This window comes from Frondihabitans sp. OV104 (assembly GCF_057787745.1).
Genome location: NZ_CM173541.1, coordinates 2,303,248 through 2,324,679, shown reverse-complemented (window position 1 = coordinate 2,324,679; position 21,432 = coordinate 2,303,248). Strand labels below are relative to the sequence as shown.

Below are 21,432 nucleotides of genomic sequence, written 5' to 3'. Positions count from 1 at the left end.
GGTGGCCTGCCCTACTCTGTGAAGTCCACCCCGGAGGCCGAATGACCATCGAAGCGACACGAGTTCCGGCGCAGCAGCGCGTCGTCGCTCTGCTCGGGCCCGCCCTGGTCGCGGGCGTCGCCTACCTCGACCCTGGCAACGTCGCCAGCAACATGACCGCGGGCGCGCTCTTCGGCTATCTGCTGGTGTGGGTCGTCATCGCGGGCAACGCCACCGCCTGGCTGATCCAGTACCTGTCGGCGAAGCTCGGCATCGCCACCGGCGCCTCGCTGCCCGAGATCCTGGGACGCCGGCTTCCCGGCGCGTGGCTGCGTCGGGCGTACTGGCTGCAGGCCGAGGTCGTCGCCATGGCGACCGACGTGGCCGAGGTGATCGGCGGCGCCATCGCGCTGGGGCTCCTGTTCGACATCCCGCTCCTGATCGGCGGGCTCCTCACCGGAATCGTCTCGCTCTGCCTGCTCCTGCTGCAGAGCCGCGGCCGGGCCCAGGTCTTCGAGCGGGTCGTCACTTCGATGGTGGTGCTGATCGCCGTGGGCTTCTGCGCCGGCCTGGTCGTCGCCCCGCCGCAGTGGGCGAGCGTCGCCGGCGGCCTCGTGCCGAGGTTCGAGGGATCGCAGTCGGTCCTGCTCGCCGTGTCGATCCTCGGCGCGACGATCATGCCCCACGCGATCTACGCGCACTCCGCTCTCGCCCGCGACCGGTTCGACGGGACGCTCGTCACGAAGCCGCGCCTGCTGCGTGCGACGAAGATCGACGTGACGATCGCGCTCGTCGTCGCCGGCACGGTCAACGTCGCGATCCTGCTCGTGGCCGCCGGAACCCTGCGCGGGGTGGCCGGCACCGACACGCTCGAGGGCGCGTACCAGGCGCTCCTGGCCAACCTCGGACCGGTCGTCGCGACGCTCTTCGCCATCGGGCTGCTCGCCTCCGGGCTGGCATCGACGTCGGTGGGCGCCTTCGCGGGCTCGGAGATCATGCACGGGCTCCTGCACGTGCGGGTGCCGATCCTCTACCGCCGAGTCGTCACTCTCCTGCCCGCGCTGGCCCTCCTGGCGTTCGGCGTCGACCCGACCTGGGCGCTCGTCATCAGCCAGGTCGTGCTCTCGTTCGGAATCCCGTTCGCAATCGTGCCGCTGGTGATCTTCACGGCGTCGAAGGCGATCATGGGCGACCTCGCGAACCGGTGGTGGACGTCGGCAATGGCCGCTGTGGCCGCGGTCGCGCTCATCGGCCTGAACGTCGTGCTGCTGGTGCTCGTCCTGGGCTGACGGGCGAGGCCGGGCGAGCCCGATGCGGCAGGTGGCTGGCGCGTTCGGGTGCGGCTGCCGAGAGGCGTTTCGCCGTCGGCGCACGGGTGGCCAGAACCGCGGCATCATACAACCCCTGAATCGGGTAGAATAGTAAGACTGCCGAGATGATGCCCGGCATTGGTCCGCACTCTCGACGAGAAGTGCCATCGGCCTAAAGCCGCTTCACGATACGTAAAGAGAACAGAGGCACGACTAGATGATTTTCGAAGTAGGGGAGACCGTCGTGTACCCCCACCACGGCGCCGCCACGATCACCGCGGTGAAGACCCGCACCATCAAGGGCGCTGAGAAGAAATACATCACCCTGAACGTCCACGCCAGCGATCTGATGATCGAGCTCCCGGTCGACAACGTCGATCTGGTCGGCGTCCGCGACGTCATCGACGCCAAGGGCGTCGAGGCGGTGTTCGACGTGCTTCGCAGCGACCACGTCGAAGAGCCCGGCAACTGGTCGCGCCGCTTCAAGGCCAACACCGAGAAGATGGGCAGCGGCAGCGTCTACAGCGTCAGCGAGGTCGTCCGCGACCTGTGGCGCCGCGACCAGGACAGCGGCGTCTCGGCCGGCGAGAAGCGCATGCTCCTCAAGGCCCGTCAGGTGCTCATCTCCGAGCTGGCGCTCGCGCAGAAGTCCACCGACGAGGAGGCGTCCGCGCTCCTCGACGAGGTGCTCGCGACCGTCACGGTCTGACACCCCCGCACGATCCGCACGAAGGCAGGCCCCGCGGGGCCTGCCTTCGTCGTTTCGGCGGGGTGTCGTGTCGTTCGCACCCGTCGAATCGGCACGGCCCCTCCGATACGACGGCGGGGGTGTGCCGCTTCGGCGGGGCTGAGCGCGCGGCGGCGCGGGCCGCGGCGGCCGGCGGGGCCGGCGGGGCCGCGGGGCTGAGCGCGCGTCGACGCGGGCCGCGGCGGGGCCGAGTTCCTGCGCCCCCTTGACTCGGTAGTACATCGTTGTAGAAGATAGCCGTTACAACGATGTAACCCCTAGGAGAGATCACATGCCGCACGCCCGCCTCGCCCTCGACCCGTCTTTCGTGGTCGCGCCTGTCTCGCGCAACACCTTCGGCACCTTCGTCGAGCACCTCGGCCGCTGCGTCTACGGCGGCATCCACGACCCGGGCCACCCGACGGCCGACGCCGACGGCTTCCGCGGCGACGTCATCGACTTCGTTCGCGAGCTCGGCATCTCGACCGTGCGCTACCCCGGCGGCAACTTCGTCTCGGGCTACCGCTGGGAAGACGGAATCGGCCCCGTCGCCGACCGCCCGGTGCGCAAGGACCTCGCCTGGCACTCCACCGAGCCGAACCTCGTCGGCGTCGACGAGTTCATGCGCTGGGCCAAGAAGGCCGGCGTCGAGCCGATGATGGCCGTCAACCTCGGGACGCGCGGCGTTCAGGACGCCGTCGACCTTCTCGACTACACGAACGGCGCCGGCGGCTCGTTCCACTCCGACCTCCGCAGGAAGAACGGCTCGGCCGACCCCTACGACGTCAAGTTCTGGTGCCTCGGCAACGAGATGGACGGCCCGTGGCAGATCGGCCACAAGACGGCGAAGGAGTACGGCCGCCTCGCCTCCGAGACGGCGCGCGCGATGCGCCTCGTCGACCCCGACCTCACGCTGGTGGCCTGCGGCAGCTCCGGCGCCGAGATGCCGACCTTCGGCACCTGGGAGCGCGAGGTGCTCGAGGAGACGTACGACGAGGTCGACCTGATCTCGATGCACGCCTACTACTGGGAGAAGGACGGCGACCTCGGCAGCTTCCTCGCCTCGGGCGTCGGCATGGACCACTTCATCGACGACGTCGTCGCCAGCGTCGACCACACCCGAGCCGCCATGAAGCGGAAGAAGCGCATCAACATCTCGTTCGACGAGTGGAACGTCTGGTACCTCGACGGCGAGGCGAGCAAGAACCCGACCGACTGGCCGGTCGCGCCCGTGCTGTTGGAAGACCAGTACAGCGTCGCGGACGCCGTCGTCGTCGGCGGGCTCCTGATCTCGCTGCTCAGGCACTCCGACCGCGTCGTGAGCGCCAGCCTCGCTCAGCTCGTCAACGTCATCGCCCCGATCATGACCGAGACCGGCGGCCGCAGCTGGAAGCAGACGACCTTCCACCCGTTCGCCCAGGCATCGGCCCACGCGCGCGGCGACGTCCTGCGCGTCGAGCTGCAGTCGCCCGAGGTCGAGACCGCCAAGTTCGGCGAGGTCCCGACGCTCGACGCGGTCGCGACGCACGACCCCGAGTCGGGAGACGTGGCGGTCTTCGCCATCAACCGCTCGCTCACCGAGTCGCTGACCGTCGCCGTCGACACCCGTGCGTTCGGCTCGGTCCGCCTCGTCGAGGCGACGACGCTGCACAACCCCGACCCGTACCTCACGGTCACCGTCGACACGTCCGACAGTGTCGCCCCGGTCGCGAACGGCGACGCGAGCTGGGACGGCAGCGTCCTGAGCGTCGTGCTCCCGCCCCTGAGCTGGAACGTGGTGCGCCTGGCGAAGGCCTAGCAGACCCGTGCCCGCCACCATGCGAGACGTCGCCGTCCGGGCCGGCGTCTCGGTCAAGACAGTGTCGAACTTCTTCACCGGCTATCCGTACATGCGTCCTGAGACGCGTGCGCGGATCGAGTCCGCCGTGGCCGAGCTCGGCTACCGCGTCAACCTGTCGGCGCGGCGTCTCCGCACCCGCCGAACGGGGATGATCTCGCTCATCGTGCCCGAGCTCGACCAGGCCTACTTCGCCGAGCTGGCGCAGGAGGTGATCGACGCGGCCGCCGTGCACGACCTGACGGTGCTCGTCGAGACGACCGGCGGCGACCGCGTGCGGGAGCTCGCGGCGCTGACCGGCGACCAGCGTCAGCTGGTCGACGGCGCGATCGTCGACCCCCTCGCGCTCGGGCCGGACGACCTTCCTGAGCCCGGTGCCGGGCTGCCGCTCGTGGTGATCGGCGAACGGCAGTTCGAGGGGCTGGCCGACCATGTCCTGATCGCCGACCACGAGGTCGCCCGGGCTGCCGCCGAGCACCTGATCTCGATCGGGCGGCGCCGGATCCTGGTGCTGGGTGCAAGCGGCATCGCGACGCACACCGCGACACTGCGGCGCGAGGGCGTCGAGGCCGCCCTCGCCGCCGCGGGGCTGCCGGCCGATCAGGAGCTCCTGCGCGAGGTGCCGGCGTGGAGTCGCGACGCCGGCGCGGCTGCGACGGCTGCCGCGCTCGACTCCGGGCTCGCCTTCGACGCCGTGCTCGGGTTCAACGACGCACTCGCGCTGGGGGCGCTGTACGCGGTCCTGCGACGGGGGCTGCCAGTTCCTGCGCACGTGGCGGTCATGGGGATCGACGACACTGCCGATGCCCGTTTCGCGCACCCCGACCTGACCACCATGTCGCCCGGCCGCGCCCAGATCGCGCGCACCGCCGTCGACCTGCTCGTGGCCCGCATCGCCGACCCGGCGCCGGAATCAGGATTCGTGTCGGTCGTCGCCGACCACGAGCTGATCGTCCGGGCCTCGACGGCACCGATAGCCTGATCTCCGCACCCACTCCGATCCAGAACGGCACCATTCGATGACGAACCCCACACCCCTTTCCGGAGCCCAGGTCGTGCTGACCCACGGCGCGTACTCCGCCACGATCGCCAGCGTCGGAGCCACCCTCCGCGAGCTGACCGTCGACGGCCGCCATCTCGTCGTGCCGTTCGACGCCGACGAGGTGCGGCCCGCGTACCGCGGCGCGATCCTGGCGCCCTGGCCGAACCGCGTCGTCGACGGCGTCTACGCGTTCGACGGCGTCTCGTACCAGCTGCCGCTCACCGAGCCGAAGCGCGGGCACGCCCTGCACGGGCTCCTGGTCTGGACCCGCTTCGAGATCATCGAGGCCACCGATCGCGAGGCCGTCTTCGAGGCCGAGGTCGTGCCGAGCGACGGCTACCCGTTCCCACTGCGGGTTCAGGTCGCCTACGCTCTCGGCGACGACGGCCTCTCGACGACCGTCACGGCTGTCAACGCAGGAACGTCGGCCGCCCCGTACGGCACCGCGCCGCACCCGTACCTGATCGCCGGCCCGGGACACGTCGACGACTGGACGCTCGAGCTCCCGGCGGCGACCGTGCTCGAGGTGACGCCCGACCGGCTGGTCCCGACTGAGACGCGCGGCGTGGCCGATCACCCCGAGTTCGATTTCCGCAAGGCCCGGGCGATCGACGACGTCTTCATCGACCACGCCTTCACCGACCTTGCGCGCGACGCGACCGGCACGGCGGCCGTGCGGGTGCGCGCAGCCGACGGAACCGGCGTCGAGATGGCGTGGGGAACCGAGCTGCCCTGGGTTCAGGTGCACACGGCCGATCGTGACGACGCTCCTGAGATCTCGCGCATCGGCCTCGCTGTCGAGCCGATGACCTGCCCGCCGGACGCATTCACGTCGGGCACCGACCTCGTGCGGCTGGAGCCGGGCGCGACGCACACCGCGTCGTGGCGGATCGCGGCGCTGTAGGGGCTGGCCCGGGCGCGCCCAGAACGCCTGAGTCGCGGCGCGGCCGCCGGCGCGAGCGCGCCGAGAGTGCGCTCGCTGTCGCTGGCGGGCGGATGGGCGACAACGAGTGCACTCTCGACGGCGAGAACGCGCGGGCGCCGTGGGGGAGTGGGCGCCGTCGGGTGCGTATGGCCGCCGGTCCCGGGCGGGCCGCTCGCGGCGGGTGGTCGCGCGCGCGTCAGGAGTTCTGGCCACGCGGGCGCAGGAACGCGGGGCGGCTGGCCCGGGCGCGCCCAGAACGCCTGAGTCGCGGCGCGGCCGCCGGCGCCGACCCCGCGCACTCCCGCGCTAGCGGCCCGCGTTCCAGTGCTGCGCGACCTGCGCCGGCGTGAGAACGGCCGTGTAGACGCTGGCGAAGCGGAGGCTCCCGGTGAAGAAGCCGTTCGCCGCGGCGTTCGGCCAGCCGGAGAGCGAGTCGTAGCCGATGCGCCAGTAGCCCGTGAAGTTCTGGGCGACCGTGTAGGTCGAGTTGGAGGCGACGAGCGTCCCGTCGAGGTAGAGGCTCATGCCGGCGGCGGTGGAGAAGGTTCCGACGGCCTGGTGCCAGGCGCCGTCGTTCACGGCCGCGGTCGACGTGATCGTCTTCGTGGCCCCGTTGTAGGTGCCGAAGACGAGCTTGCCGGTCGTGTCGACGTAGAGGTGGCGGTCGTACGAGCCCGAGGCGCCGGTCTGAGACGAGCCGAAGCCGATCAGCTTGCCGCCGGCCGTCGTCGTCTTGAACCAGATCTCCTCGCTGAAGGTCTGCGGGTTCGCGAACGACGTCGCCGTCGAGACGTAGCTGGTCGACCCGTTCAGGACGTACGCGCCGCCGGTGTCGCGCGAGCAGGCCTGCGGGGTGGACGTCGAGGTGGTCATGCTGCCGCGGTAGGTGCCGGGGTAGGCGCCGGAGTCGGTGTCGGTCGCCGTCGTGGCGTTCGACGCCTCGTTCAGCGGGAGGACGAAGAGGGCGGGAGCGCTGTCGTTGGCGAGGGCTCCGGCGCAGGTGAAGAAGGGGGCGGTGGCCGCGGTGTCGGTGCTGTTCTTGACGGAGGCGATGAAGCCGGCGCTCGAGCCGGGCACGAGGGCGGCGCTGAGGGCGAGCGTGGCAGCGGCGAGGGCGCCGACGATCGCGGCGACGCGGAAGGGGGTGGTCACGCGACGTCTCCTGAGCGGTCGGCGGAAGAGGCCAGGGCAGCAGCAGCCGCAGCCGCCTCCCCGTCTTCGACCCGCTCCGACGGCAGCCCCACGACGAACGTGAACAGCATCGGGATCGCGCAGATGACTCCGAACAGGATCCACTCGGGCAGGGTCAGATGCAGCTGGCTCGACACGCTGTAGTGGGCGAGGTCGGTGATGTGGCGGACGGTGAGGGTCCCGACCTCTCCGGCGTGGAGGTCCACGCTGGTGCCGCCCTTGGCGGTGGCGGTGATCGGCAGGATCCCGGTCGACACGATCTGAGCGCTCACGCCGCCGGTCTTCGTGGCGGCGGTGGTCAGGACGACCAGGCCGACGAACGGCTTGAGCACGTAGACGGTCAGCGAGGCGAGCATCGAGAAGCCCAGGATGCGGAACGACATGCGACGAGCGGGGTTCGCGATCAGGCGGGTCGCGATCAGGACGAAGGCGGCTCCGACCAGGAGGATCGGCAGGGCGCGGACGAGCGAGCCGGCCATCGGGAGGATCGTGGTGGTCTTGCCGACGAGGTCGGCCTGGTGCAGACGCCACGGGTCGGTCGCGCCGTTGATGTCGCCGCGGGTCGAGATCCCGTCGGCGTCGATGGCCACGATGCGGTGCGTGAAGACCTCGCCGGTCTCGGTCGGCGGGTGGAACGTCAGGACGTCGCCCGTGTGCAGATCGGCGACCTCGACGGGGGTGGTGAGGACGAGGGTCCCGACGGGGGCGGCCGTGCCCATCGAGGGCGTCTGGACGATGAACCAGCGCCCGCCCTGAGCGTGGAACATCAGGGCGAGGACGACCAGGACGGCCGCGGCCGCGGCCCCGAGCCAGATCAGGACGGTCTGGCTCTTCTGGCGGCCGTTCTGCCGCGGACGCGGACGGGCCCCGGTCGGAAGGTCAGCGTCGACGGTGCGAGAGGCGGTGAGGCTCTCTGTCACGTTCGTCATGGTCTGACTTTCCGGCCGGGGCCTGGGTGCCCTGCAAAGGGGCGTGGGAGCCCGGGAGGGCTGCTGGGATGGCGGGGTGCGGTGCTGCTGGGATGGCGGGGTGATGCGTGCCCGGGCGGTCCGGGCTGGAGGTGCGAGCCGACCGAGTGGGCGGCTGGCTCGCGCCGGGGAGCAGGGCGAGCTCGAGGCTGTGCCTACTAGCTCGAGTAGGTCCAGGTGAGGGGAAGCGAGGCGGCCAGGCCCTGGTAGGTGTTGCCCGCGGTGGAGGGCAGGGTGACGGCGAAGCTGAAGCCGGTGGTGGCGCCGGCGGCCTGCGTCGGGAGGGCGATGGCGCCGCCGGCGGCGAGAGCCGTCAGGGTGCCCGAGAAGACGGTGGCGCTGGTGGTCGTGTTCGTGACGACGACGGTCAGCTTGGAGCAGAGGTCGGTGGCGGTGCCGTTGAGCGAGCCGTTGTTCGACTGGGTGCAGGAGGAGCCGGGGGTCAGCGTGAAGGTGTTCGCGGTGACGGTGCCGGTGTTCTTGATGGTGATGGGGGTGGTGACCGTCTGGCCGGGGATCATCGTGGTCGAGCCGCCGAACTTGTTGATGGTCGCGCAGGTCGCCGTGTTGGTCGAGACCGTGCCGCCGTCGGTGGAGGAGCAGGTGACCGTGGCACCGGAGTTCTGCTCCTGCATGGTCAGCGCGCCGGTGGCGGTGGTGTTGGTCGAGTTCTGGATGCTGGCCACGAAGCCCGACAGCGTGCCGGACATGGAGACGGAGAGGAGGACCGCTCCGAGGACGCCCGTCGCGATGGCGAGAGGAGCAAATCGGAGACGCTTGGCCTTCGCGGCGTGCAGGTTGCTGGACATTTCGGAACCCCTTGGGTGGTCTGGTAGTGGGCGGCAGCGAGCCGCTTGGTGAGTGGTCTTTGCGAGCTGGTTGATTACTCGATTGTGAAGCTACTCAATGATGTGGTTACTCATTCATCGACACAAACCCCCACTAGTGGGGCAAATCCGGCACCCGTCCGACTGCGAATATAAAGATGCGCACTTTTCACCAGAAGTGAGCTACCCCTCTATCCAGGAGACCCTCGTGACCCGAGATCCCGCAGCGCTCGCGCTGAGCGCAGCCGACGCCGACGACTTCGAGCCGACCCTGTCGGCCGACACCCCGGTCGTCCGCGAGATCGCCCACGCCATGGCCGAGACCGACGCCGCGCACCGGCGCCTCCGTGCCGTCTTCGCCGCGAGCGTCGGGCTCAGCCCCCTCGAGTTCAACGCCCTCATGCACGTCGGCGAGAGAGGCGACACGACGCCGAAGCTCCTGGCCGCCCACCTCGACATCACGACCGGCGCCATCACCGCTCTGACCGACCGCCTCGTGGGTGCGGGCCTCGTGGGGCGCACCCCGAACCCGAACGACCGCCGCAGCCTCCTGCTCTCGCTCACCGAGACCGGGGCGCGCGCGAGAGACACGATGTACACGCAGTACCACGAGGCCATCGCCCGTGCTCTGCAGGGCGGCACCGGGCTCGAGGCCGGCGACATCACCGCGCTGCTCGACCGGACCGCCGAGGCGATCACCGCCACGGCCGACGCGATCGAGGCCGTGCCCGTCCTTCCGCACTGAGCGCGACCCGACACGACGACGGCGCCGCCCGGACCTCGGTCCGGGTGGCGCCGTCGTCTGCAGAGGGCGCAGGAACTCGGGGTGGCCGGTTCCGGCAGGCAGCGCGACCTAGTCGACGGCCCCGATCCAGCGCGTGCCGGTGGGGACGCCGACAGCCGCGGCGATGTCGGCCGGCATGGGGGAGGCCGTGCCGGTGGAGGCCGCGATCTGCGTCGTCATGACCGAGAGGGCCTGGATGTCCGAGGTCTGCAGGTTCTTCCACCTGCTGTCGACCGCGGAGGCGAGGGCGTCCGGGCTGTCGTAGGAGGTGAAGGACTGGTCGGTCGAGGAGTAGCCCCAGGCGACCAGGACGGATTGCGCCCTCGAGGTGCGCCGGTTGAACAGGTTGCCCGTGATGGTGATCTTCTTCGCGGGGGCGTTGAGAGCGTAGATCTGGAAGCCCGTGCCCGCACCGAAGGCGTTGTTCTCGACGTCGATGTCCTTCGTCACCCAGGGGACGGTGGGGTCGGGCACCGGCCGCTGCTTGTCGTGGCCCGGCACCGACAGGTCGGACGCGAGTCGTGAGTCCTGGTGGATCTTGATGCCGAACACCGTCGAGGCTCCGATGGAGTTGTTCCAGACGCGGACGTCGCCGGTGTTGAGGATGTAGACGGGGGCCTTGCCGCCGGTGAGCACGTTGTCGGCGACGATGGCCTTCTGCGACAGCTCCAGCTCGACGTTGGCCGTCGTGTTGCCGGTCGCGGTGTTGCCGGCGACGACGATGTCGTAGCACGACTCGTCGAACCAGATTCCCGTCGTCCAGTTGTCGTTGACCTGGTTGTTCGTGACGGTCACGCCGCGCGACCGCGTGATCTTGAAGCCGCCGGCGACGGGGGCCGCCTTGAAGTGCGACGAGTTGTTGTCGTCGACGACGGAGTTGGTGAGGGCGAAGCCGTAGCCGGCGTTGACGCCGATCCCGAGCAGGCCGGAGCGGACGACTGTGAGGTGGTCGAGGGTGCCGCCGGCGGCGGAGTTGTTGAGGCCGATCCAGGCGCTGTCCTCGACGACGAGGTTGCGTGCCGTCACGTTGGCGCCCGCGAGGCGGACAGCCCCGATGGAGACCTGCTGGCTCGCGTAGCGCCGGACGCCGAAGCCGCGCACGGTGGAGTTCGGAGAGAGCACGGCGAGGGCCTGGCTGAGGTTCGACACGCGGACCTCCTGACCGGACGGGTCGGAGCCGATGGTGACGGTACCCGCAGAGGAGTCGACTGCGAAGGTGCCGGCGGTGACCTGCGAGGTCTTGGCGACCTGGGTCAGCTGCGCCCCGTTGACGAAGACCTGGTCGAAGCGCGCGGCCAGAGGCGCGGCGGAGTCGACGTAGCCGGGGTTGTCGGCGATGCCGTCGATGACGCTGGAGGGGAAGAAGCTCCACGGGGTCGTCCACGTCGATCCGGACTTCGTCCACGCCGTGACGCGCTTGGAGCCGTCGAACCAGACGGCCTCGTGAGGGTAGGCCTGGATGGTGATCGACTTGGACGCCGGCACGGAGACGGACTCGTTGTAGGTGCCGCCGCGGATCACGACCGTGTCGCCCGAGGTGGCCTTCGACACGGCGGCCGCGACAGTGCGCAGCGGGGAGGCCAGGGTCCCGGAGCCCGAGTCGCTGCCCGAGGTCGAGACGATCACCGCGCCCGAGGCGGGGACGGCGTAGTCGGATGTCCCGACGGCGGCCGAGCCGCGCGTGGGGCGCGCGGCCGACTCGACGGGCGTGGTGGTGGCCGGCGACTCGTCGGCGTCCGTGGGCACGCTGGGGTTGCTGACGACGGTGAAGTTGTCGAGGGTCGACGAGATGGCCTTGGCGTTGAAGCCGGACGAGTACAGCCACCAGCCGGCGGTGCCGGCCTTCGTGATGCGCTTGGACGAGGTGTCCGTCGTGTCGAGCTGCCAGTCCGGCACGGCATCGCCGTCGAGGGACGCCCGCCCGAGGATGCGCACCTCGGTCGTGCCGGTGATCTGGAACTGCAGTCGCACCTCGGAGCCCTTGGCCACCTTGAAGGGAAGAGCGACCGTGTCGAGGTTGGTCTCGCCGGACGTCGTGAGGCGGGACACTGCGAGGACGGCCGAGCCCGACGACATCACGTTGAGGCGTCCGCGGTAGCGCGAGCCGTCCGACTGGCGGCGCAGCTCGAAGGCGTTGTACGTGCGGGCCGCCGTCGACGGCATGCCGATCAGCCCGACGGCGTTGACGTCGCGGAGGGAGAGCTTCTTCAGCGTCGCGGATGCCGCGGCGCCGCGGGCGAGCGACGAGAGCACGCCCCGACCCTGGGAGACGGAGAACCTCGTCGAGCCCGACTTCGAGAGCGACCAGGCGCCACCGAGGCTGGCGGTGCCCCAGCTCGACGAGAGCGTGCGGCCGCCGAAGCCGTCGTTGGCCACCACGGCGCCCTTGGCGGCGGCCGCCTGGGGGACGAGCAGGGCGAGCGCGAGTCCGACGACGAGGCCGGCGGCTGGGAACACCTTCGAGCGGCGGCTCGGGACGTCTTTCCGGTGGGCGCTTGTCGGCACGGGTGTCTCTCGATCTGTTCGATGCGGGGGCTGTTCAGCGGTTCATCTCGATGCGATCGGGCCCTCCGGCCCGCGTGAACGGGGCATGAACCCGATGAGTCATCAAGTATTCAGGGTTCGCCGCGGGCGGGGTAGACCCCGACAGGGTGTGGGCGCTCTGGGGGACAGAATGGGGGATTGCCGAGTGGTCATCAGGCCGTATGGTGGACGCCATGACCCTGACGACCCGAATCGCCAGCCAGTCGCCGACCCGCCTGATCCGCCAGGCCGCTGCCGAGCGCTCGCGCCATCGCGCCGTGCTCGCTGTCGCAGCCGCGTCGATCGTGGTCCTCGGCTGGCGCATCACCCTGCCCCAGGGCGTCGAGGTCGGCTGGATCGTGGCCGCGCTGCTCTCGGCCGTCTGGGTGCGCGCAGTGGGCCGCTACCGGTTCGGCTGGCTGCTCGTCTGCCTCTCGCTCGGGACGGCCGTCGCGGGTGTCTGGCTGCGTTTCGCCAACGCCGCGACCCACGGGACGAACGGCCTCGTCTTCACGACGCAGACCGGCATCATGATCGGCGCCGGGCTCTCGATCGGGCTGCTGCTGTGGGCGCGGACGCTGTTCTCGCCGTCGCTGGTCGCGATCCTGTTCGGAATCGGCCTTCTGATCGGCACCGACGTGCAGAACTCGGCGTTCCAGGGCAACCCGTGGAAGTTCGGCTTCTACTACCCCGTCGCCCTGATCGCGCTCGGCCTGGCCCACCTGACCCGACGCTGGTGGGTCGAGCTCCTCGTTCTCGTGGCGCTCATGCTGATGTGCGCGACGCACGACTTCCGCTCGTCGTTCGCCCTGCTGCTGCTCGCCGCGGTGCTCCTGATCGCGCAGCGCCCCGTGCTGCGGGTGCTCCACCGAGGGTCGACCCTTCTCGTGCTCCTCGGCATCGCGGTGGCGACCGTCGTCGTGACATTCGTCGGCCAGGCGGCGATCCTCGGCGGTCTGCTCGGGGCCGAGACGCAGGCCCGGTCGATCGCCCAGATAGAGACCTCGGGCAACCTCATCGTCGGATCGCGGCCGGAGCTGCAGGCGACGCTGGCCCTCATGCAGAACAGTCTGTGGGGCTTCGGCGCGGGGTCGGCCCCGACCGGCGCCGACATCGAGATCGCCAAGACCGGCATGCGCTCGATCGGGTACGACCCCGACAACGGCTACGTCAACGTCTACATGCTCGGCAACCACTTCGAGGTGCACTCGATCTTCGGCGACGTCTGGATCCAGTCGGGCCTCGTCGGCCTCGCCCTCATCGCGGCCCTGCTGGTGGTCCTGCTCGGGTCGACCAGCCGCCGCATCGCCCAGGGCACCGCACCCGCCGCGACTCTGCTGATGGTCGTGACGACGTTGTGGTTCGTGCCGTTCGGGCCGTGGTTCTCGTCGTCGCCGATCGTCGTGATCGCCGTGGCGCTGCTCCTCGAGGTCAAGCGCCGGGGCGGCGACGCCGACCGACCCCGCGAGAGCTCCGCGGAGCTGCCGCGGTGGAAGCGCGTCGCGCCGGGCCTCAGCCCCGACTGAACTCGAGCACGTCGGTCCGCGAGCCGTCCCAGACGGCCGTGCGGGTGAAGCCGGCGGTCCGCAGCACGGCATCGTCGGCGGCGCTCGCGGCGGCGCCGTAGTCGGCCGGTCGGAGCACCCAGACGCGGTCGACGCGGCTGAGCCGCTCGGACGCCCGCGCACCCCCGATCTGCCAGGACGTGCCGCGGAGGGTGTGATCCTGCGCCCCGGTCGTTCTGAGGGTCAGGTCGACGAGGCCGTCGAAGTCAGCCGGGTACACCGTGTCGACGTAGCGCTCCGAGCGCTTCACGACGGCCTGCCGGTTCGCCTCGAGGGGCGAGAAGTAGATGCCGTCGCCCTGGGCGGCACGATCGCCGACGATCGCCGCGGCCGCCGACCAGTCGGTGCCGCTCTTGCCCGTGACCTGCCGCTGCGACACGTAGACGGGTGCCGCCAGCACGATGACGGCCACGAGGGCGGCGAAGCGGAGCACGCGCGAGCCACGGCCGAGGCGCGGGCCGAGCTGCTCCAGCCCGAGCCCGACGAGCAGCGCGACGGCGGGGGCCGCGAAGGTGAAGTAGCGCGCGTTGTACAGCGGCGAGACGGCGACCGAGTAGGCGATGGCGACGACCGTGGGCACGATCGCGATCGGCACCACGACGATGACCGGGCGCAGGATCGCCGACCTCGCGGCACCCGAGGCCCGCGCGCCGCTCCACCCGTCGCGCACGCACGCCCACGCCGCCAGGGCCCAGCAGAGGGCGGCGAGCACGACGGCCGCGACCGCCCACGCGGAGCGTCCCGAGTCGGAGCCGCCGTTGCCGGTCGGGGTGTCGCCGAGGAAGAACTGGTTGACGACCGCCTGCCGCAGCATGGTCGACAGGCCGATGGCGTTGTCGCCGAGCTGCGCCGACTGCCGCATCGACTCGAGGACGACCGGGGATGCGGCGAGGGCACCCGCCGCGGCGGCGATCAGCCAGGCGCCGCGGGTGCGCCAGGAGGTGTCGCGCAGCAGGAGCAGCGAGACGGCGTGCGCCACGACGAGCAGCGCGAGGTAGATGTTGAGGGCCACGCCGAGGGCGACGAGGACGCCGTAGACCACCCACCGCCACCGGCCCGACTCGAGGGCGCGGACGAGCACGACCGTCGCCCAGACGGCGATCGCGGCGCTGGGGCCGAACGAGCGCGCCTCCACGCCCATCCAGGTGATGCGTGGAAGCACGATCGCCACCGCGGCGGCCCAGACGGCCGCCTCCGGGCGCTGGAGGGCACGGGCCAGGGCCCACACGCCGACCACGGCTATCCCCGCCGCCACCGCGCTGGGCAGCCGGAGGGCGACCGGCGAGAATCCCGCGATCGAGGTCCAGGCGTGCAGGAAGACGTAGTAGAGGGCGTGCACGGCGTCCTGCCCCTGGATCAGCTGCCACAGACCGCCCAGGCTGCGGTCGGCCGCCGACACGCTCGCGGCCTCGTCGGTCCACAGCGAGACGTTCCAGGAGCCGATGAAGGAGACGACCGCGCCCGCGACGAACAGGGCTGCCGGGACGACGGCGCGACGGGAGGAACGCGCATGCAAGGATGAGGGGGCCACGGTGCGGTCATGCTAACAGCAGGCGAGGGTCCCGAATCCCGACCCGGACGACCGCACCCCCGAAGGAGCAGCCATGGCCGACACCCCTCCCGCATCGCCGTCCCGGCGCACCGCCGTCATCGTCACGATCGTCGTCGTGGTGGTCGTCGCCGTCATCGCGGTTCTCGTCGTGCGGGCCCTGGGCCGCTCCGGCGACGACACGGCGACGCCCTCCGCGACGACGACGATCAACCCGACGCCCACGCCGACCGCGCCCGGCTACACCCCGGCGCCGACCGACTCGCCGAGCCCGTCGGCCAGCATCCCCGTGTCGACGCCCTCGGCGAGCGCGAGCCCGGGTGCCGAGGCCGAGGCCGTGCCGCTCACCACCACCGCGCAGCCCGTCTCCGGAGTCAAGGTCAGCGTCGGCGCGATCACCGCTGTCACGGGCAAGGGCAGCGGCATCGGCGAGATCGACGGTCCGGCGATCCGGTTCACCGTGACGTTCGTGAACGACACGAGCAAGGGCATCCCGCTGTCGTCGGTCGTGACGAGCGTCACGCACGGCAGCGACGACGCCCCCGCCAACGAGCTGGTGAGCGTTCGCAAGGACTTCCCGTCGGCCCTGGCGGCCGGCAAGACCGCTAGGGCGACCTACACGTTCACGCTGGCGAAGGCCGATCGGAGCGACGTGCGGATCCTCGTCGACTACTACGTCGGCGTTCCGATCACGGTGTTCGCGGGCTCGGCTCCGCAGTAGATCGGGTCCGCCAAAGGGGGGACCACCCCCTTTAAGGGAGGACCACCCCCTTTAAGGGGGGTATGGCACCCGAGCGGGGGTCAGCTAGTGTTCTGAGAACGGTGAGAACCCGAAAATCCTCACCTTCTGCCAAGTCAACGATGCAGTCGCACCTGGCGCAGCACCACCGCACGTACCCGAAGCTCGTGCGAACTTCACGTGAACCCGTCGGTCCCCAGCCGCCGGGCGAGCGGCTTACCCGAATCAGTGAGGCACCCCCATGGGGATTTCCCTGCCCTCGCGTCTGCGTGCCCCCAGCATCGCAGCCGCCGCAGCCATCGTCCTGAGCAGTGTCATCGTCGCCTCCCCGGCGCTGGCCGACTCGAACCCGACGGACCCGACCAACCCGTCGACGCCCACCACGGTGACCGCGGACGCGCTGGCCGCACCGCAGATCAACGGCGTGGTGTGGTCGCAGAAGATCGTCGGCAACACGGTCTACGCGGGCGGCGACTTCTCGACGGCGCAGCCTGCCGGCGCGGCCTCGGGCGTGAGCACTGTGACGCGCACGGACCTCCTCGCGTACGACATCACGACGGGTGCCCTCAACACCGGCTTCGCGCCGTCCATCAACGGCGCGGTGAAGGCCGTCGCGGCATCGCCCGACGGCAGCATCATCTACATCGGCGGCACGTTCACGACCGTCAACGGCGTCAGCCGCAGCCGCCTCGCCGCGCTGAACGCGACCACGGGCGCGCTCATCACGACGTTCAACCCGGCCCCCAACTACACCGTCGCGGCCATCGTGCCCACGGCCAGCACCGTCTACTTCGGCGGTTCGTTCGCCAGCGTCGGCAAGTCGACCCGTGGCAAGCTCGCCGCGGCATCGGCCGCCACCGGGGCTGTCACCGCCTGGGCGCCCGTCGCCGACGGCGGCCAGGTCACCTCGATGGCGATGTCGCCCGACGGCACCAAGATCATCGTCGGCGGCGGCTTCACGACCGTCAACGGCTCGAGCAACCCGGGCTACGGACTCGCCGCCCTCGACACCTCCGGCGCGCTGCTCCCGTGGAACGGCAACAACCTGATCCGCAACGGCGGCACGCAGGCGTCGATCACCAGCCTCACCGCCTCGGCGAGCGGCCTCTACGGCTCCGGCTACGTCTTCGGCGCCGGCGGCAACCTCGAGGGCTCCTTCCGCGCCGACTGGGCCACCGGCAACCTCGTCTGGGTCGAGGACTGCCACGGCGACACCTACTCCACCGCCGTCACCGACACGGCCGAGTACATCGCCGGCCACCCGCACTACTGCGGCAACATCGGCGGCTTCCCGCAGACCTCGCCCACGTGGACCTTCCACCGCGGCCTCGCGTTCAGCATCGCCGCGACCGGCACTGCGACGGCCGACCCGTACGGCTACTACAACTACGCCGGCAACCCGACCCCGAGCCTGCTCAACTGGTTCCCCGACTTCAACACCGGCACCTTCACCGGTCAGAGCCAGGGCCCGTGGAGCGTCGCGGCGAACAACAACTACGTCGTCTACGGCGGCGAGTTCACCACTGTCAACGGCGTCCGCCAGCAGGGCCTGGTCCGCTTCGCGGTCAAGGCGCTCTCCACGAACAAGCGCGGACCTCAGCTGAGCGGCGCGAACTACACCCCCAAGGTCGTCTCGCTCGCCTCGGGCACCGCGCGCGTCAGCTTCGCCGCCAACTACGACCAGGACTCCGGCACCCTGAAGTACGAGGTTTACCGCAACAACAACCAGACCACGCCGGTCTACAAGGTGACGGCCGACTCCAGCTTCTACAAGCAGCCGTCGCTCGGGTTCGTCGACACCGGCCTGACGCCGGGACAGACCTACTCGTACCGGGTGCGCGCGACCGACCCCGAGGGCAACACCGTGATCGGCGACACCGTCTCGGTGGTGGCCAGCAGCTCGGCGCCGTCCTCCTACGCCCAGACCGTGGCGTCGCAGGGCGCCTCGTCGCTCTGGCGCCTCGACGAGGCCAGCGGCACCACCGTCTACGACAACGTCGGCTACACCGACATGGTCGCCGGCTCGGGTGTGACCCGCGGCGCGACCGGAGCGACGACGATCGACGGCGACTCCGCGTCCACCTTCGACGGCACCGCGAACGGCCTCGCCGCGACGCAGTCGGCCGTCGCCGGCCCGCAGACCTTCTCGGTCGAGGCCTGGGTGAAGACGACCTCCACCACCGGCGGCAAGATCGTCGGCTTCGGCAACTCCTCCACCGGCACGTCGACCTCCTACGACCGTCACCTGTACCTCGACCCGAGCGGCACCGTGAACTTCGGCGTCTACAACGGCAACACGCAGGTGCTCACCAGCCCGACGGCCGTGAACGACGGCCAGTGGCACCAGGTCATCGGCACGCTGTCGTCGTCCGGGATGCAGCTCTTCGTCGACGGCAAGCGCGTCGGCAGCCGGACCGACACCACCAGCGCCCAGGACTACAGCGGCTTCTGGCGCATCGGAGGCGACTCGTCCTGGAACGGCGACAACTTCCTGAAGGGCTCGATCGACGACGTCTCGGTCTACCCGACGGCGCTGACCACGTCGCAGGTGAACAACCAGTACGTCGCGGCCGGCTACCCGTCGCAGCTCAACTCCGCGCCGACCGACACCTACGGCGCCCGCGTCTTCAGCGACTCGCCCGTGCTCTACTACCGCCTCGGCGACTCGAGCGGCACGACCGCGAAAGACAGCTCGCTCGCCGGCTCGAACGGCACCTACACCGGCGGCGTCACGAAGGGCGCGACCGGCGCCCTGGCCGGCAACTCCGACACGGCCGCGACCTTCGACGGCTCGTCCGGTCAGGTCAACTCGACCCAGTCGTTCAACGATCCCGAGGTCTACTCCGAGGAGGCCTGGTTCAAGACGACCACGACCACCGGCGGCAAGATCGTCGGCTTCGGCTCGTCGCAGACCGGTCAGTCGGGCTCGTACGACCGCCACGTGTACATGCAGGACAACGGACAGCTCGTCTACGGCACCTACACCGGCACGACCAACACGATCACCACGGCGGGCTCCTACAACGACGGAACCTGGCACCAGGTCGTCGCGACGCAGTCGTCGGCGGGCCTCAAGCTCTACGTCGACGGCGTGCTCCAGGGCACCAACGGCGCCACTCAGGCGCAGCCGTACACCGGCTACTGGAAGATCGGCGGCGACACCACCTGGGGCTCCTCCAGCGCCTACTTCCAGGGCTCGATCGACGAGGTCGCGATCTACGACACCGCTCTGAGCGCGTCCACCGTCAGCGCCCACTACGCGCTCGGCACGGCCGGTGCGGTGAACGTCGCCCCGACGGCGTCGTTCATCTCCAGCGTGTCGAACCTGACCGCCTCGTTCGACGCCTCGGCCTCCAGCGACTCCGACGGAACCGTCGCGAGCTACGCCTGGGACTACGGCGACGGATCGAGCGGCACCGGCAAGACGCCCAGCCACACCTACGCCACGGCCGGCACCAAGACGGTCACCCTCACGGTGACCGACGACAAGGGCGCCACCGCGACCTCGACCGCCCAGGTCGTCGTCACGGCACCGCGCGTCAACGTCGCCCCGACGGCCTCGTTCACCACCGCGGTGACCGACCTCTCGGCAGCGTTCGACGCCTCGGCCTCGAGCGACTCCGACGGCACCGTCGCGAGCTACGCCTGGGACTTCGGGGACGCAGGATCGTCCACCGCCGTCAAGCCGACCCACGCCTACACCTCGGCCGGCACCTACAAGGTCACGCTCACGGTCACCGACAACGACGGCGCCACCTCGTCGTCGACCGCTCAGGTGACGGTCACGGCTCCGCGTGTCAACCAGGCTCCGACGGCCGCGTTCACCGCGACCACGACGAACCTCGGCGTCTCGGTCGACGCCTCGGCCTCGACCGACTCGGACGGCACCGTGGCCCAGTACGCCTGGGACTTCGGAGACGGCTCGACCGCGAGCGGCCCGACGGCGTCGCACTCGTACGTCTCGGCCGGCACCTACACGGTCACGCTGACGGCGACCGACAACGAGGGCGCCACCGGCACCCTCACGAAGTCGGTCACGGTCGCCCCGCCGGCCAACGTGCCGCCTACCGCGTCGTTCACGACCTCGGCGAACGCTCTGGTCCTCTCGGCCGATGCCTCGGCGTCGGCTGACACGGACGGCACGATCGCCTCGTACGCATGGACGTTCGGCGACGGAGGCACGGCCACCGGCAAGACGCCGAGCCACACCTACGCGGCAGCCGGCACCTACGCGGTCAAGCTCACCGTCACCGACAACCAGGGCGCCACCGGCACCTCGACCTCCTCGGTCGTCGTGACGAAGGCTCCGAACGTCGCCCCGACCGCGTCGTTCACGCAGTCGACGACGGGCCTGAAGCTGACGGCGGACGGCTCCGGGTCGTCCGACCCGGACGGCACGGTCGCCTCGTACTCGTGGACGTTCGGCGACGGCGGCACGGCGTCGACGGCCAACCCGACCCACGCCTACGCCTCGGCCGGCACGTACTCGGTCGCGCTGACGGTGACGGACAACGACGGCGGCACGGCGACGAGCACCCAGCAGGTCACGGTGACGGCTCCGGCCAACCAGGCTCCGACGGCGTCCTTCACCACCTCGACGTCCGGCCTCACCCTGACGGCCGACGGCTCGGGATCGTCCGACCCCGACGGCACCATCGCCTCGTACGCGTGGACGTTCGGAGACGGCGGCACCGCGACGACGGCGAAGCCCACCCACGCCTACGCCACCGGCGGCACCTACACGGTGACGCTCAAGGTGACCGACGACAAGGGCGCGACCAACACGTCCACGGCGACAGTCGCCGTCACCGCTCCGGCGAACCTGCCCTTCTACCTCGACTCGTTCAACCGGACGGTCTCGGGTGGATTCGGCACGGCGGACACCGGCGGGGCGTGGACCGCGGTCGGCTCGGCCAGCGCCCTCTCGGTCGCACCGGGCGCCGGCGCGATCACCCTCTCGAAGGCGGGCGCCCAGGCCGGTGCGCAGCTGATGACCAGCCCTCAGGCGAACACCGACCTGCAGGCCCGGTTCCAGCTCGACAAGGCGGCCACCGGCGGCGGCACGTTCATCTACGTCTCGGGTCGACGCGTCGACGCGAACAACGAGTACCGTGCCACGCTCAAGCTGACGCCGACCAACACGGCCACGCTGACGCTGACGGCGATCTCGGGAGGCGTCGGGACGAACCTCGGCAGCACCGTGACCGTCCCCGGCACCTTCGCGGCCGGCGCCAACGTCACCTTCCGGATGCAGGTCACCGGCACCAGCCCGACGACCATCAAGCTGAAGGCCTGGCTGACGGGGACCCCGGAGCCCAGCGCGTGGCAGTTCACGCAGACGGACTCGAGCTCGGGAATCCAGGCGGCCGGCGGGATCGCGGTCCAGGGCTACGTCTCCGGCAGCGCGACGAACGCCCCGCAGAAGCTCTCGGTGTCGCAGCTCAGCGCCTTCAAGCCCTGAGGTCC

14 protein-coding genes are annotated in these 21,432 nt (G+C 70.6%); 9 read left to right on the top strand and 5 right to left on the bottom strand.

The window, feature by feature from the left end; all coding sequences use genetic code 11:
• Nucleotides 1–41 precede the first annotated feature (41 nt).
• The 5 genes from AC3CBB_RS10980 (at nt 42) to AC3CBB_RS10960 (ending at nt 5,799) form a co-directional block, all read left to right on the top strand.
• Complete coding sequence (locus AC3CBB_RS10980; protein ID WP_488624590.1) at nt 42–1,268, top strand: Nramp family divalent metal transporter; 1,227 nt, start codon at nt 42–44, stop codon at nt 1,266–1,268.
• A 238-nt stretch (nt 1,269–1,506) separates the two neighbouring features.
• The gene (locus tag AC3CBB_RS10975) at nt 1,507–1,998 is read left to right on the top strand and encodes a CarD family transcriptional regulator (RefSeq protein WP_123505350.1); all 492 of its coding nucleotides are present in this window, start codon (nt 1,507–1,509) and stop codon (nt 1,996–1,998) included.
• 310 nt (nt 1,999–2,308) lie between these two features.
• Complete coding sequence (gene arfA / locus AC3CBB_RS10970) at nt 2,309–3,814, top strand: arabinosylfuranosidase ArfA (RefSeq protein ID WP_123505349.1); 1,506 nt, start codon at nt 2,309–2,311, stop codon at nt 3,812–3,814.
• Between the two features lie 7 nt (nt 3,815–3,821).
• Nucleotides 3,822–4,835 (top strand): LacI family DNA-binding transcriptional regulator, encoded by a 1,014-nt coding sequence (locus AC3CBB_RS10965; RefSeq protein ID WP_233579898.1) that lies wholly within the window; start codon nt 3,822–3,824, stop codon nt 4,833–4,835.
• Between the two features lie 37 nt (nt 4,836–4,872).
• On the top strand, nt 4,873–5,799 hold the full coding sequence (locus AC3CBB_RS10960; protein WP_123505347.1) for an aldose 1-epimerase family protein: 927 nt from the start codon (nt 4,873–4,875) through the stop codon (nt 5,797–5,799).
• A gap of 327 nt (nt 5,800–6,126) precedes the next feature.
• On the opposite strand, the gene AC3CBB_RS10955 is transcribed toward AC3CBB_RS10960, so the two are convergent.
• The 3 genes from AC3CBB_RS10955 to AC3CBB_RS10945 all read right to left on the bottom strand — a co-directional run bounded on the left by AC3CBB_RS10955 (nt 6,127) and on the right by AC3CBB_RS10945 (nt 8,788).
• Nucleotides 6,127–6,972, bottom strand: a complete 846-nt coding sequence (locus AC3CBB_RS10955; RefSeq protein ID WP_123505346.1) for a LamG domain-containing protein — start codon at nt 6,970–6,972, stop codon at nt 6,127–6,129.
• Nucleotides 6,969–7,940: a signal peptidase I gene (locus tag AC3CBB_RS10950; RefSeq protein WP_488624589.1), complete on the bottom strand. Its 972-nt coding sequence runs from the start codon at nt 7,938–7,940 to the stop codon at nt 6,969–6,971. Before AC3CBB_RS10950 ends, AC3CBB_RS10955 begins: the two co-directional genes overlap by 4 nt.
• Nucleotides 7,941–8,137: 197 nt before the next feature.
• Complete coding sequence (locus AC3CBB_RS10945; RefSeq protein ID WP_123505344.1) at nt 8,138–8,788, bottom strand: hypothetical protein; 651 nt, start codon at nt 8,786–8,788, stop codon at nt 8,138–8,140.
• A gap of 226 nt (nt 8,789–9,014) precedes the next feature.
• Between AC3CBB_RS10945 and AC3CBB_RS10940 the strand changes: the two genes are divergently transcribed.
• Nucleotides 9,015–9,551, top strand: a complete 537-nt coding sequence (locus AC3CBB_RS10940) for a MarR family winged helix-turn-helix transcriptional regulator (protein WP_199738219.1) — start codon at nt 9,015–9,017, stop codon at nt 9,549–9,551.
• A gap of 108 nt (nt 9,552–9,659) precedes the next feature.
• On the opposite strand, the gene AC3CBB_RS10935 is transcribed toward AC3CBB_RS10940, so the two are convergent.
• Nucleotides 9,660–12,095 (bottom strand): right-handed parallel beta-helix repeat-containing protein, encoded by a 2,436-nt coding sequence (locus AC3CBB_RS10935; RefSeq protein WP_123505343.1) that lies wholly within the window; start codon nt 12,093–12,095, stop codon nt 9,660–9,662.
• Between the two features lie 212 nt (nt 12,096–12,307).
• Here AC3CBB_RS10935 and AC3CBB_RS10930 point away from each other — a divergent pair, with 212 nt between their 5' ends.
• Complete coding sequence (locus AC3CBB_RS10930) at nt 12,308–13,639, top strand: hypothetical protein (RefSeq protein WP_488624588.1); 1,332 nt, start codon at nt 12,308–12,310, stop codon at nt 13,637–13,639.
• On the opposite strand, the gene AC3CBB_RS10925 is transcribed toward AC3CBB_RS10930, so the two are convergent.
• Nucleotides 13,626–15,209, bottom strand: coding sequence for a glycosyltransferase family 39 protein (locus tag AC3CBB_RS10925; protein WP_488624587.1), 1,584 nt, complete (start codon nt 15,207–15,209; stop codon nt 13,626–13,628). The genes AC3CBB_RS10930 and AC3CBB_RS10925 overlap by 14 nt on opposite strands.
• Before the next feature lie 73 nt (nt 15,210–15,282).
• Between AC3CBB_RS10925 and AC3CBB_RS10920 the strand changes: the two genes are divergently transcribed.
• A complete protein-coding gene (locus AC3CBB_RS10920; protein ID WP_488624586.1) occupies nt 15,283–15,948 on the top strand; it encodes a hypothetical protein in 666 nt (221 codons plus the stop codon).
• Nucleotides 15,949–16,207: 259 nt separating this feature from the next.
• Nucleotides 16,208–21,427, top strand: a complete 5,220-nt coding sequence (locus tag AC3CBB_RS10915) for a PKD domain-containing protein (RefSeq protein ID WP_488624585.1) — start codon at nt 16,208–16,210, stop codon at nt 21,425–21,427.
• Nucleotides 21,428–21,432 lie beyond the last annotated feature (5 nt).

Bases quoted from the DNA above. Each gene is read 5' to 3' on its own strand.
- AC3CBB_RS10980 (WP_488624590.1), top strand. From the start codon at position 42: ATGACCATCGAAGCGACACGAGTTCCGGCGCAGCAGCGCGTCGTCGCT.
- AC3CBB_RS10975 (WP_123505350.1), top strand. From the start codon at position 1,507: ATGATTTTCGAAGTAGGGGAGACCGTCGTGTACCCCCACCACGGCGCC.
- arfA (WP_123505349.1), top strand. From the start codon at position 2,309: ATGCCGCACGCCCGCCTCGCCCTCGACCCGTCTTTCGTGGTCGCGCCT.
- AC3CBB_RS10960 (WP_123505347.1), top strand. From the start codon at position 4,873: ATGACGAACCCCACACCCCTTTCCGGAGCCCAGGTCGTGCTGACCCAC.
- AC3CBB_RS10950 (WP_488624589.1), bottom strand. From the start codon at position 7,940: ATGACGAACGTGACAGAGAGCCTCACCGCCTCTCGCACCGTCGACGCT.
- AC3CBB_RS10945 (WP_123505344.1), bottom strand. From the start codon at position 8,788: ATGTCCAGCAACCTGCACGCCGCGAAGGCCAAGCGTCTCCGATTTGCT.
- AC3CBB_RS10930 (WP_488624588.1), top strand. From the start codon at position 12,308: ATGACCCTGACGACCCGAATCGCCAGCCAGTCGCCGACCCGCCTGATC.
- AC3CBB_RS10920 (WP_488624586.1), top strand. From the start codon at position 15,283: ATGGCCGACACCCCTCCCGCATCGCCGTCCCGGCGCACCGCCGTCATC.
- AC3CBB_RS10915 (WP_488624585.1), top strand. From the start codon at position 16,208: ATGGGGATTTCCCTGCCCTCGCGTCTGCGTGCCCCCAGCATCGCAGCC.